General features: G+C 59.9%; 11 protein-coding genes. 5 read left to right on the top strand and 6 right to left on the bottom strand.

The window, feature by feature from the left end; all coding sequences use genetic code 11:
- Positions 1-5: 5 nt before the first annotated feature.
- A complete protein-coding gene (locus ACTJK5_RS12395) occupies positions 6-887 on the bottom strand; it encodes a LysR family transcriptional regulator (RefSeq protein WP_062599094.1) in 882 nt (293 codons plus the stop codon).
- A 107-nt stretch (positions 888-994) separates the two neighbouring features.
- Here ACTJK5_RS12395 and ACTJK5_RS12390 point away from each other — a divergent pair, with 107 nt between their 5' ends.
- A complete protein-coding gene (locus tag ACTJK5_RS12390; protein ID WP_440612526.1) occupies positions 995-2,491 on the top strand; it encodes a CoA-acylating methylmalonate-semialdehyde dehydrogenase in 1,497 nt (498 codons plus the stop codon).
- 229 nt (positions 2,492-2,720) lie between these two features.
- On the opposite strand, the gene ACTJK5_RS12385 is transcribed toward ACTJK5_RS12390, so the two are convergent.
- From ACTJK5_RS12385 to hutI, 5 genes are read right to left on the bottom strand one after another with little or no spacing between them, the layout of a single operon-like run.
- On the bottom strand, positions 2,721-3,287 hold the full coding sequence (locus ACTJK5_RS12385; RefSeq protein ID WP_062599095.1) for a HutD/Ves family protein: 567 nt from the start codon (positions 3,285-3,287) through the stop codon (positions 2,721-2,723).
- Between the two features lie 3 nt (positions 3,288-3,290).
- Positions 3,291-4,976 carry a urocanate hydratase gene (gene hutU, locus ACTJK5_RS12380; protein ID WP_062427258.1) on the bottom strand — a complete coding sequence of 562 codons (1,686 nt, stop codon included), beginning with the start codon at positions 4,974-4,976 and terminating at the stop codon, positions 3,291-3,293.
- A 12-nt stretch (positions 4,977-4,988) separates the two neighbouring features.
- A complete protein-coding gene (gene hutG / locus ACTJK5_RS12375) occupies positions 4,989-5,789 on the bottom strand; it encodes an N-formylglutamate deformylase (RefSeq protein WP_440612525.1) in 801 nt (266 codons plus the stop codon).
- 1 nt (position 5,790) lies between these two features.
- Positions 5,791-7,326: a histidine ammonia-lyase gene (gene hutH, locus ACTJK5_RS12370; RefSeq protein ID WP_440612524.1), complete on the bottom strand. Its 1,536-nt coding sequence runs from the start codon at positions 7,324-7,326 to the stop codon at positions 5,791-5,793.
- A 3-nt stretch (positions 7,327-7,329) separates the two neighbouring features.
- The gene (hutI, locus tag ACTJK5_RS12365) at positions 7,330-8,574 is read right to left on the bottom strand and encodes an imidazolonepropionase (RefSeq protein WP_440612523.1); all 1,245 of its coding nucleotides are present in this window, start codon (positions 8,572-8,574) and stop codon (positions 7,330-7,332) included.
- A gap of 85 nt (positions 8,575-8,659) precedes the next feature.
- Between hutI and ACTJK5_RS12360 the strand changes: the two genes are divergently transcribed.
- The 4 genes from ACTJK5_RS12360 to ACTJK5_RS12345 all read left to right on the top strand — a co-directional run bounded on the left by ACTJK5_RS12360 (position 8,660) and on the right by ACTJK5_RS12345 (position 13,140).
- Positions 8,660-10,003 (top strand): formimidoylglutamate deiminase, encoded by a 1,344-nt coding sequence (locus tag ACTJK5_RS12360; RefSeq protein ID WP_113272959.1) that lies wholly within the window; start codon positions 8,660-8,662, stop codon positions 10,001-10,003.
- A gap of 89 nt (positions 10,004-10,092) precedes the next feature.
- A complete protein-coding gene (locus ACTJK5_RS12355) occupies positions 10,093-11,022 on the top strand; it encodes a DMT family transporter (RefSeq protein ID WP_112955355.1) in 930 nt (309 codons plus the stop codon).
- 351 nt (positions 11,023-11,373) lie between these two features.
- Complete coding sequence (locus tag ACTJK5_RS12350) at positions 11,374-12,480, top strand: DUF475 domain-containing protein (RefSeq protein WP_113272957.1); 1,107 nt, start codon at positions 11,374-11,376, stop codon at positions 12,478-12,480.
- Between the two features lie 315 nt (positions 12,481-12,795).
- On the top strand, positions 12,796-13,140 hold the full coding sequence (locus ACTJK5_RS12345; protein ID WP_062427251.1) for a MarR family winged helix-turn-helix transcriptional regulator: 345 nt from the start codon (positions 12,796-12,798) through the stop codon (positions 13,138-13,140).
- The last annotated feature ends 49 nt before the right edge of the window (positions 13,141-13,189 follow it).

The following is a 13,189-nucleotide window of genomic DNA, read 5'->3' as shown; positions in this document are numbered from 1 at the left end:
TTCGCTCACAAGAAGCTGCGACGCTCCTTCGCGACGATATCCTGCAGGAACTGCACCACCGTTCTTACCCGCGCAAGCTGACGGGCATTTTCGTGATAGGCGGTCCAGTAGGATCGGCGAATCGATATCTCGGGAAGTAGGCGTACAAGGCTTGGATCGTTGCGGGCAATGTAATCATGCAGGATGCAGATCCCGGCACCGGAGCGTACTGCTTCGGTCTGGCCTATGGCGCTGGAAATCGCGAAGGTCGCATCCCAGTCGCGGAGAACCTCCGAGGTAAAATTGAGTGACGGCGAAAAGATGAGATCCTCGACATAACCGATCCGCCGATGCTGCCTTAAATCCTCGACCGTTTCAGGCGTCGGGTTTGCTTCAAGATAGCTCTTCGAAGCGTAGAGACCGAGCGAGTAATCCGTCAGCTTCGAATAGATCAGCCGCCCCTGCTCGGGCCGCTCGATGGTGATCGCAATATCTGCCTCGCGCTGCGAAAGCGAAAAGGATCGCGGCACCGGCACGAGCTCGATTCTCAGTTCCGGGTGAGCCGCCGTCAACTCTCCCAGGCGTGGCGCGAGAAACGAAACGCCAAAACCGTCCGGCGCGCCGATGCGCACGGTGCCGCTGATGCCCGCCACACCTTGGCCAAGCGTTGCCTGCACCGAGAGCATTTCCGCTTCCATCCGCTCCGCCGCCGCCAGAAACTGGTTCCCGTCCTCCGTCAAAATGCAGCCGGTCGTTGTTCGGATGAACAGCTGGGTGCCGAGCGCCTTTTCCAGTGCTGTCATGCGACGGCTGAGCGTCGCGTGATTGACGCCCAGTATCTTGGCGGCTGCCAGAAACTGACCACTGCGCGCTACGCTGAGAAAAATTCGCACATCGTCCCAGTCCATTGCTGCATCCTTATTTCGTTTTATGCACAACGGATGCGTATTCCTGACCATTGCTTTGTGCAACTGAAAACAGGATGGTGGGTCATCAAGAATCCCTGGAGGACATCATGAACGAGATCGGCCATTTCATCGACGGCAAGCGTGTAGCAGGTACAAGCGGCCGCACGTCGAATGTCTTCAATCCGGCAACTGGCGAAGTGCAGGCGACCGTGGCGCTGGCAAGCGACGCGGAAATCCTTGCAGCCGTTCAGAGCGCCAAGTCCGCGCAGCCCAAATGGGCAGCGACCAACCCCCAGCGCCGCGCTCGCGTCTTCTTCAAGTTCGTCGAACTTCTCAACAAGAACATGGATGAGCTGGCGGTTCTTCTCTCCAGCGAACACGGCAAGACGGTGGAAGATTCCAAGGGCGATATCATTCGCGGCCTGGAAGTTTGCGAATTCGTCTGCGGCATTCCACATCTCGCCAAGGGTGAGTTTACCGAGGGTGCGGGTCCGGCCATCGACATGTACTCCATCCGCCAGCCCGTCGGCATTGGTGCGGGTATCACGCCGTTCAACTTCCCGGCCATGATCCCGATGTGGATGTTTGCCCCGGCAATCGCCTGCGGCAACGCCTTCATCCTCAAGCCTTCCGAGCGCGATCCGTCTCTGCCGATCCGTCTTGCCGAACTGATGATCGAAGCGGGCCTGCCTGCCGGTATCCTCAACGTCATCAATGGTGATAAGAGCGCGGTGGATGGCCTGCTGACCAACCCGGATATCGGCGCGGTTTCCTTCGTCGGCTCCACGCCGATTGCCCGTTACGTCTATGGAACTGCCGCAATGAACGGCAAGCGCGCCCAGTGCTTCGGTGGCGCCAAGAATCACATGATCATCATGCCGGATGCCGATCTCGATCAGGCGGTCAACGCGCTGATGGGTGCCGGTTACGGTTCGGCTGGCGAACGCTGCATGGCCGTTTCGGTTGCCGTGCCGGTGGGTGAAGAGACCGCCAACCGTCTGGTTGAAAAGTTGATCCCACAGATCGAGGCACTGAAGATTGGCCCTTACACCGATGACAAGGCGGATATGGGTCCGCTCGTCACAAAGGAAGCTCAGGCGCGTGTGAAGGGCCTGATCGACAGCGGTGTGGAGCAGGGCGCAAAGCTTCTGGTCGATGGCCGCGATTTCAAGCTGCAGGGCTATGAGAACGGCTATTTCGTCGGCGGCTGCCTGTTCGACCACGTTACGCCGGATATGGACATCTACAAGCAGGAGATCTTCGGACCGGTTCTCTCCGTCGTCCGCGCCCAGAATTACGAGGAAGCGCTCGACCTGCCGATGAAGCACGAATATGGCAACGGCGTCGCCATCTTCACCCGCGACGGCGATGCCGCCCGCGACTTCGCCTCGCGTATCAATATCGGCATGATCGGCATCAACGTTCCGATCCCGGTTCCGCTCGCCTATCACTCCTTCGGCGGCTGGAAGGCCTCGAGCTTTGGCGACCTCAACCAGCACGGCACGGATTCGATCAAGTTCTGGACCAAGACCAAGACGATCACCGCCCGCTGGCCATCCGGCATCAAGTCGGGTGCTGAATTCGTCATGCCGACGATGAAGTGATGCGGTTTACAGTGTGAAAGATGAAGGCCCCGTTTGCGCGGGGCCTTTCTTTTGGTCGCCCCCAAACTCTCCCTCGGGTTATCCTCGTGCTTGACCCGAGGATCCATTTTTCCCAACGGCGTTAATGGCTTATCGATCCTCGGCTCAAGGCCGGAGGGTGACGGCTAAGAGGGAAGTTGGCCGTCATCTTCAAGCAGAGCGTCGCTTGAGCTCCTCTCTTAGTCGAGCGCTAAGCAGCCCCTTGAAGTCGTATTTCATAGCAGACGATATTCTCAGCCGTAACGGTGGCATCCTCTCCAACGAGCACGCAATCCAACGCCTCAAGTTCCACCGTCTCGCCTGCACTGGCGACCGTAACGGGGCCCGTCGCTAGAAGATACACCGTCTCCCCACTTTCACAGCCACGCACTGAGAACGAACTGGCGCGTCGCTCAACGCTATGCGCAAACCGCCCACGACGCGTCATGACGTTGAGATCGGTGATCGCGTCATCCACAAGCATTGCGTCGACAGGAACATCGGCGGCAAAACGGAGCGGATCGCTTTCCATCGTCAAAAGAACCGGTGCCGCGCCATCGATGGTGAGCGACATGCCGTGCCCGGACAGAATGGATAGCGTTCGATCAATCTCCGGAAACAGAGAAAAGGCGCCGTCATTGGCAACGCTTGCCATGCTGATCCGCCACTCGAACGCGTCCATGGACGCGCCAGGCGGAAAGACGGCGATTTCCACCGTCTCTCCCTTGCCGTTCTTCCACGGCATACGCTTGTACTCAGACGCGCGAAGCCGTCTCATCGCTCAGTTACCCAGAATGCCGGGCAGGCGAAGGCCCTTCTCCTTGGCGCAATCGAGCGCGATGTCGTAACCGGCATCCGCGTGGCGCATCACGCCCGTCGCCGGGTCGTTCCACAGCACGCGCTCCAGACGGCGTGCGGCATCATCCGTGCCGTCGGCGCAGATGACGACACCCGAATGCTGGGAAAAGCCCATGCCGACGCCGCCGCCATGGTGCAGCGACACCCAGGTGGCGCCCGATGCAGTGTTGAGGAGCGCGTTCAACAGCGGCCAGTCGGAAACGGCATCCGAGCCGTCCTTCATCGCTTCGGTCTCGCGATTGGGTGAGGCGACCGAGCCGGAATCGAGGTGATCGCGGCCGATCACGACCGGGGCCTTCAGCTCGCCACTCTTGACCATGTCGTTGAAGGCAAGCGCCAGGCGATGACGATCGCCAAGACCAACCCAGCAGATACGCGCCGGCAGACCCTGGAAGGCGATGCGCTCACGCGCCATGTCCAGCCAGTTGTGCAGGTGCTTGTTGTCCGGCAGCAGTTCCTTCACCTTGGCGTCGGTCTTGTAGATGTCTTCCGGATCACCCGAAAGGGCAGCCCAACGGAACGGCCCGATGCCGCGGCAAAAGAGCGGGCGGATATAGGCAGGCACGAAGCCGGGGAAGGCGAAGGCGTTTTCGAAACCTTCTTCCTTGGCCACCTGGCGGATATTGTTGCCGTAGTCGAGCGTTGGAACACCGGCGTTCCAGAAATCAACCATGGCCTGCACCTGCGTCTTCATCGAAGCGCGGGCAGCCGCCTCCACCGCCTTCGGATCGCTCTCCTGCTTGGCGCGCCATTCTGCGACGCTCCAGCCGGAAGGCAGATAGCCATGGATCGGGTCATGCGCAGACGTCTGGTCGGTGACGATATCAGGGCGTGCACCACCCGCCTTCATCCGCTTGACCAGTTCCGGGAAGATATCGGCGGCGTTGCCAATGAGGCCGACGGATTTCGCTTCGCCGGCCTTGGTCCACTGGTCGATCAGCGCAAGCGCCTCATCCAGCGTGTGCGCCTTGGCATCAAGGTAGCGGGTGCGCAGGCGGAAATCGACGCGGGTCTCGTCGCATTCGACAGCCAGGCAGCAGGCGCCTGCCATCACCGCTGCGAGCGGCTGTGCGCCACCCATGCCACCGAGGCCACCGGTCAGGATCCACTTGCCCGTGAGATTGCCGCCGAAATGCTGGCGCCCGGCTTCCACGAAGGTCTCGTAGGTGCCCTGAACGATGCCCTGCGTGCCGATATAGATCCACGAACCGGCCGTCATCTGGCCGTACATGGCAAGACCCTTGCGGTCCAGTTCGTTGAAATGCTCCCACGTCGCCCAATGCGGAACGAGGTTGGAGTTGGCGATCAGCACGCGTGGCGCGTCCTTGTGGGTGCGAAACACACCGACAGGCTTGCCGGATTGTACCAGCAGCGTCTCATCTTCGTTGAGGTCCTTCAGCGTGGCGACGATCCGGTCGAAATCCTCCCAGGTGCGCGCGGCGCGGCCGATACCGCCATAGACCACCAGTTCATGCGGGCGCTCCGCGACATCCGGGTCCAGGTTGTTCATCAGCATGCGCAACGGCGCTTCGGTCATCCAGCTCTTGGCGTTCAGTTCCGGACCCTGCGGTGCGCGGACTTCTCGTTCGTTATGACGCGGGTTTGTCATGATCTTTCCCCTTTATGGTCTGAGAGCGAGCGCAAAATCTTCCATGCGCGTCAGAATGGTTTTGAGATGGGTGCGGAGCGTCGCGGCCTTGTCGTCATCATAGGCAAAGGGCGGCGTCTCGGTTTTGAGATGCGTGCATTGTGCAAGCTCCATCTGGATCGCGTGCACACCCTTGTCCGGCTGGCCGTAGTGGCGCGTCGTCCAGCCGCCTTTGAAGCGGCCATTGAGAATGGACGTATAGCCTTCAGCCGCAGAGGTCACATCGACGGCAATGGCTTCCACCGCCGGATCGCAAGTCTTGCCCATATCCGTGCCGATGTTGAAATCCGGCAGCTTTCCTTCGAAGAGGAAGGGAATATGCGAGCGGATGGAATGGCAATCATAGAGGATCGCCACGCCATGGATCGCCTTCACACGGTCGATCTCGGCTGCAAGCGCTGCATGATAAGGCGCATGGAAATGCTGCAGCCGGTAAGCGATATCCTCTTCCGTCGGCGCCTCACCCTCTTTCCAGATCGCCTCGCCATCGAAATCCGTTTCGGGCACGAGGCCGGTCGTGTTCTGGCCTGGATAAAGGCTGGTGCCGGAAGGATCGCGATTGGCGTCGATCACGTAGCGATGGAAGGTGGCGCGCACCGTCGTCGCGTCGGAGAGCAGACCGGCATAGAGCTCGTGAATGTGCCAGTCGGTGTCTGCCAGCAGCTGGCCATTGTCGTTCAGCCGCTCCCAGATGTCTGGTGGAACGTCCGTGCCAGTGTGCGGCAGGCCGAGAATGATGGGCGATCCACCCCGGTGGATATCGACGACTGACATCTTACGCCTCCAGCTTCGGCAGAATGCCACCCGAAATCGCATCCACCAGAGCACCGGTAGCGATCAGGTCGGATGCGGCCTTGAGATCGGGCGCCATGTAGCGGTCTTCCTCAAGCGAGGGAATTTCTGCGCGCAGAACAGACATGGCCTTCTGCAACTCAGGGCTCGTCTTCAAGGGACCGCGCAGTTCAACGCCCTGCACGGCAGACAGCGCCTCGATGCCGAGGATGGCGAAAAGATTGTCCGTCATGGGCAGCAGGCGGCGCGCGCCGTGGCAGGCCATGGACACATGGTCTTCCTGGTTGGCGGAAGTCGGCGTGGAATCGACGGATGCCGGGTGCGACATTTGCTTGTTTTCGCTCATCAGCGCAGCCGACGTTACTTCGGCGATCATCAGCCCGGAGTTCAGGCCAGGCTTCTTGGAGAGAAAAGCCGGCAGGCCATAGGAGAGGGCCGGATCGACCAGAAGCGCGATACGACGCTGGGCAATCGCCCCGATTTCGCAGATCACAAGGGCGGTCTGGTCCGCGGCAAAGGCCACGGGCTCTGCGTGGAAATTGCCACCGGAGACGACCGAGTTATCGGAAAGAACCAGCGGATTGTCCGTCACCGCATTGGCTTCGATTTCCAGCGTCTTCGCGACCTGTCGCAGAAGATCGAGGCATGCGCCGTCCACCTGCGGCTGGCAGCGGATGCAATAGGGGTCCTGAACCCGCTCGTCGCCTTCAATATGGCTGACGCGGATTTCCGATCCTTCCAGCAACTGCCGAAGGGCCGCACCGGCGTCAATCTGGCCCTTGTGACCGCGCAGCGTATGAATATCCGGATGGAAAGGTGCCGAAGATCCCATCGCCGCATCGGTGGAAAGCGCGCCGGTGATGAGGGCTGCCTGTGCCGCGCGATGGGCGCGGAAAAGACCAGCAAGGGCCAGAGCGGTCGATGTCTGCGTGCCGTTGATCAGCGCCAGACCTTCCTTGGCCGCTAGAACCACGGGCATCAGCCCGGCCTTTGCCAGCGCGTCGCGGGCAGCCATCTGCTCGCCGCCAAAGAAGGCTTCGCCTTCGCCCATCATCACTGCGGCCATATGCGCGAGCGGCGCAAGATCGCCCGAAGCACCGACCGAGCCCTTCTCCGGAATCAGCGGGATGACGCCCTTGTCCAGCATCGCCTCGATCAGCCGTACCAGCTCCAGCCGCACGCCGGACGCGCCGCGCCCAAGGGAAATGAGCTTCAGCGCCATGATCAGCCGCACGACATTTTCCGGCAGGGGTGCGCCGACACCGCAGCAATGGGAAAGGATCAGGTTGCGCTGAAGCGTCGCGACATCGGCGGCATCGATCTTGATCGAGGCCAGTTTGCCGAAGCCGGTATTGATGCCATAGACCGGCGCGTTGCCAGCGGCGATATCGGCGATACGCTTCGCAGCCTTCTCGATACCGGTATCGAAGGAGGGATGCAGCTTGGCGGCACCATTCTCCCAGTAGATTGTCGCGAGATCGGCAAGTGGCACTGCGCCAGGATGAAGAGTGATGGTCATGGTTCAGATCGTCCGTCCCTTGAAGATGCGTGCGTGAAGCGGATTGAAGCCGATGCGATAGACGAGCTCCGCCGGACGCTCGATGTTCCAGATGGCGAGATCAGCAGATTTGCCAACTTCCAGCGTGCCGGCCTCGGCGAGAATACCGAGAGCCTTGGCGGCGTTGCGGGTCGTGGCGGTGAGGCACTCATCCACCGTCATGCGAAAGAGTGTCGCTCCCATGTTCATGGTGAGCAACAGAGATGTCAGCGGCGAGGTGCCTGGATTGCAATCTGTCGCAAGCGCGATGTCTGCGCCCGCATCGCGCAAAGCCTGCATCGGCGGAAGCTTCGTTTCGCGCAGCGCATAGAAAGCGCCTGGGAGAAGAACGGCAACCGTGCCGGATGTGGCGAGGGCGTTTGCACCAGCCTCATCCAGATATTCCAGATGGTCGGCTGAAAGTGCGCCATAGGAGGCGGCCAGTTCTGCGCCGTGAAGATGGGATAGCTGTTCTGCGTGAAGCTTGATTGACAGGCCGAGTGCTTTGGCTTTGTCGAAGACAATGCGCATCTCATCGACGGAAAAAGCGATGCCCTCGCAAAAGCCGTCCACGGCATCAACCAGCTTTTCGTGATGCGCACGTTCCATACCAGGCAATACAACGTCGGCTATGTAATCCGCATTCCGCCCCTTGTATTCGGCGGGCGTCGCATGGGCGGCGAGGTAGCTGGTCAGAACACGAACCGGACGCAAAGTTTCGAGCCTGCGCGCGACGTGCAGCATCTTCAATTCGGTGTCGATATCTAGCCCGTAGCCGGATTTGACTTCAATTGTGGAAACACCTTCGGCAAGCAGGGTGTCGAGGCGGGGAAGGGCTTCCGCGATCAGTTCGTCTTCGCTCCTCCTGCGGGTATCGCGCACGGAAGAGACGATACCGCCGCCAGCCTTGGCGATCTCTTCATAGCTTGCGCCGTTCAGACGCATCTCGAATTCCATGGCGCGGTTGCCGCCAAAGACCAGATGCGTGTGGCAATCGATCAATCCGGGCGTGATCCAGCGGCCTTCGCAATCGATTGTCTCTGCCTCGGTGATCAGGTTTGAAGGGAGCTCGGACTCGGGACCGACAAACACGATCCGCCCATCTTTGACGGCAATCGCGCCGCCCTCGATAATGCCAAGGCCGTCCAGGGAAGGATCGAGCGTCGCAAGGCGGGCGTTTCGCCAGAGCGAAATGCCGTCGTCGGCCGAGGTGGAATTCCGGTTTGTCATCAGTTTTTCCTTCCCTTCTGATCAATATGTATATACATAATAGAGGTAGAGGCAAGAGCCTGTTCGAGGAAATTGAGGAGCCGACATGTTCATCCATGCTGAAACCGCTTTGTTGCCGACAGGTTGGGCGACCAATGTTCGCCTCGAGATCGCAGATGGTAAGATCTTGTCGGTCACGCAGGGCGTGGAAGCCGTCGCCGGTGACGAGCGTCACGCGGTGCTCGTGCCTGCCATGCCGAACCTTCACAGCCACGCCTTTCAACGCGCCATGGCCGGCATGGTGGAACGGCGCGGTGCCACCGAGGACAGTTTCTGGAGCTGGCGCACGCTGATGTACCGCTTCGCGCTGTCGATGACGCCGGAGCAGGTGGAGGCAGTGGCGGCCCAGCTTTACATGGAAATGCTGGAGGCCGGTTTCGGACGTGTGGGTGAGTTCCATTATCTCCATCACGACAAGGATGGCGCTCATTATGCCAACATTGCGGAGCTGGCTGAACGCATCGCTGCCGCAGCATCACAAACCGGCATTTCTCTGACATTGCTGCCCGTGCTCTACGCCCATTCCGGTTTCGGCGGTCAGCAGCCTGTGGAGGGCCAGCGCCGCTTTATCAACTCGACTGACAGTTTCGCCCGTCTGCTGGAGGGTTGCCGCAGAGCTGTCTCAGCTTTGCCCTCAAGCGTCGTCGGCGTTGCTCCCCATAGCCTGCGCGCTGTAACGCCGGAAGAGCTGAGCTTTGCCGCGCAACTGGCGCCCGATGCGCCGCTTCACATTCACATTGCCGAACAGGTGAAAGAGGTTGAAGACTGCATCGCCTGGTCCGGCAGGCGTCCGGTGGAATGGCTGCTGGAGAATGCGGAGGTTACGGATCGCTGGTGCCTCATCCACGCAACGCATATGACAGAAGCCGAAACGCAGGGCGTGGCCAAAAAGGGTGCAATTGCCGGTCTCTGCCCGATTACGGAAGCCAATCTCGGGGATGGCACCTTTTCCGCAGTCGATTTCCTCAAACATGGCGGCACCTTCGGCATCGGCTCGGACAGCAATGTGCTGATCGGTGTCGGTGAAGAGATGCGTCAGCTCGAATATTCTCAACGCCTTTCGCACCGCGCGCGCAACGTTATTGCCCCGGCCAATGGCTCGACGGGCCGCACCCTGTTCGATGGCGCTTTGACGGGCGGCGCGAAGGCTTTGGGTGCCAAGGCCGGGATCGCCGCAGGCAATGCCGCGGATTTCTCATCCTTGAATGTGGAGGCCGCTCCCTATCTGCAAGGCGACGATATTCTCGACGGCTGGATTTTCGGCAATCTCGTCAAGCCGCGTGACGTGTGGATCGGCGGCAAGCCTGTGGTGCGCGACGGCGCACATATCCGCCGCGATGAAATTGCAGGTCGCTTCCAGCATACGATGCGGCAGCTTTTGTCAGTCTGACGCGAATAGATGAAGCTAATATAGGCGCCGGACGACCTTGACTCGGAGAACAAGCTCGCTGAGTCATTGCGGTCAGGGAGTTCAGACACATGCCACATTTTCTTCGCCAGCTTTCGCCGACGGGTCTCGGCGTCGCGGTCATGCTTTTCGGCATGCTGCTCTTCGCGCTCAACGATGCGATGGGCAAGTTCCTCGTCTCCACCTACAGCCTCGGTCAGGTTATCGCCGTGCGTAGCATCGCGGCCGTCATTATCCTGTTGCCGATCGTCTGGAAGGCAGGACTGCCGAAGCTGGTGAATGTCGAGCGCCCCGGTCTGCAGGTCGCGCGTGTCTTTTTTTCCACCGCGGAACTCTTCTGCTTTTACTTCGCCGTAGCAGCGCTTCCGCTGGCTGACGTCATGACCTATTGGCTGGCTGCCCCTATCTATGTGGCCGCATTGTCACCCTTCCTTCTGGGTGAGAAAGTCGGCTGGAGACGGTGGACAGCGATTGGCATCGGGTTCGTCGGTGTCCTGATCGCGTTGAAACCAAGCTCGGCCTCTTTGACCAGCGCCGCCTTCTTTTCCATCCTCGGCAGTGCCGCCTTCGCCTTCATGATGCTGTCCGGCCGGCAGCTGCGCAACACGCCCGATACCGTGCTGGCCTTCTGGCAGATCATCGGGGCAGGGCTTGCGGGTGTTGTTGCCATTCTCGTTACACCGTCCGGCTGGATTCCGATACAATCGGGCTTCGATCTGTCGCTGCTTGCCCTTCTCGGCATCGTCGCGATGACCGCACATGTGCTGGTCAATCGCGCGCTCAAACTTGCCGACGCGGCGACAGTCGCACCGTTGCAATATACGTTGCTGTTGTGGGCCGTCATCTTCGGCTGGCTCATCTTCGGCGACGTGCCGCAGCTCAGCATCGTCATTGGCGCCGGGTTGATCGTTCTCTCGGGACTCTACATCTTCTTTCGCGAGAATGCCGTGAAGCGCAAACAGGCAAAGACGACAGTTCAGCCCATCGAAGATCTGGTGTGATCCCTTAGCGCGCACGGCAACGATGGCCTTGTGTCCTGATACAACCTGCGGGAGGTAAAGCAGGGATAATCGAGCCGTGGCGAGGCCCGCGTGCGGCCAAAAAACAACTTTGACCTTGACGAAATCACGAAGTTGGGAGACTAGAGTGACATGCTGCCCCTGACATCGGGCAGGATGAAACCTTGGTGCCGGGCCCCTCTGGCGAGAGTTTTACGGCGCTCTCGCGATGTCGGTACCGCCTGCTTATGACGCCGGCGGATGAACACCCATGAACAACTCAACCATGCATTCGGTGCTGGCGCGCGACGCCATGCACATCTCCCGCTCTCCAAATTTTGCGGGAGCTTTGTCATGACCCCCACCACGCAATCCACGCTCTCCTATTTCAAATGGGCCTTTATCGTTACGGTCGTCGGCCTGCTTCTCGGCGGCTATCTCGGCTGGGAAATGACCGGCACCGTGAGTGGCACAGCCACGATCTTCTTCATCTGCGCGGTGCTGGCCGTGCTGGAAATCTCGCTCTCCTTCGACAACGCTATCGTCAATGCCAACAAGCTGAAGGACATGACGCCGGAATGGCAGCATCGCTTCCTCACCTGGGGCATTCTGATCGCCGTCTTCGGCATGCGTATCGTCTTCCCGCTTCTGATCGTCGTCATCGCCGCCAATGTCGGCCCCTGGACGGCCATGGTGATGGCCGCGACCGAGCCGGATCGTTACGCCCAGATCATGCATGACGCCCATCTGCCGATCGCGGCTTTCGGCGGCACCTTCCTGATGATGGTCGGCCTCAGCTTCTTCTTCGACCATGAGAAGGACGTTCACTGGGTTCGCTGGTTCGAGGAAAAGATTGCGACCTATTCCTCGATCAAGGGCATCGAGATCGCCTTCGTCCTGATCATCATGCTGATCTTCACGCGCATCATCAGCAACAGCACCAACCCTGATCTCGGACCGGAAGCAGCCAATGTCTTCTTCACCTCCGCGATCTGGGGCCTCTTGACCTTCCTTCTGGTGGAAGTGCTTGGCGGCGTCCTCGATCGCAGCCAGCAGATGCTGGAAGGCGCGGCGAAGGGCGGCTTCGGTGCGTTCCTGTACCTCGAAGTTCTGGATGCCAGCTTCTCCTTCGATGGTGTCATCGGTGCCTTCGCTCTGACGTCGAACCTCTTCATCATCGCCATCGGCCTTGGCATCGGCGCCATGTATGTGCGCTCCATGACGATCATGCTGGTGGAAAAGGGGACGCTCGCGGAATACCGCTATCTGGAGCACGGCGCGTTCTACGCGATCCTGATCCTCGCGGTGATCATGTACACGCAAAGCCTCGTCCACATTCCGGAAGTCATCACCGGTCTTGGCGGCGCGACCCTCATCGGCATCGCGCTCTGGTCTTCGATCCGCTATAACAGGCAGGAAAAGGCCCGCGAAGCCGGTGCCGCGCATGGTGCCAAAGTCTGACGAAGCGCAAGACCCTCTGCCTTGAAGGGTAGAGGGTCGCTGCACCTTAATTTTGCGCGGCGCTTAAAAAATCGCCCGTGACCCCTCGCGATCGATGCGAATCGAGGGTGCGGAGACGCCAAATTGTCGAAATGGCAGGTTGGCACGCTTCCTGCATCTCAATTTCCCAAGTCCAGAGGGGACGTGAAAGCTCAGAAAGAGCAGAGACAGACCGCCGCCATTTCGAAGAGAAAACTTCGATGGCGGCGGTTTTGTTTTTATTCACCGCTTGGCGCGATGATGTGCGCGATTGTTCAAAGGACGGAGAGATCGAACGTGCCAGTGGAATTGTCGCCAAGCCAGGCGCTCGGCTTGTGGCACCGTGTCGCGCTGGCGCAGGTGGAAGACAATGCGCCTGACCTGACACTGAGACAGACGGCGATCCTTCTCCAGATCTATCTGGTGCCACCGCCGCACACCGTTCGCGGCTTGGCGAGTGTACTTGGCGTCACCAAGCCTGTGATCACGCGGGCACTCGACAGCATGGGCGCGATGGGTCTTGTCGATCGTGAGCGCGATGCGAAGGACCGCCGCAATGTGGTGATCAAACGCACGGTCGCTGGCGCGCTTTATCTGGAAAAATTCGGCGATCTGATTATTGATGGAGCAAGAAAAGCTTAATGCTCGAAAGTTGCCGCATTGCCGTTCGATAACGCAGCACAGACCTTTT

Source organism: Agrobacterium sp. 22094 (genome assembly GCF_052046015.1).
GTDB lineage: Bacteria > Pseudomonadota > Alphaproteobacteria > Rhizobiales > Rhizobiaceae > Agrobacterium > Agrobacterium cavarae.
Note: the sequence above shows the minus strand (reverse complement) of the source record. Positions and strands in the feature narration are given on the sequence as shown.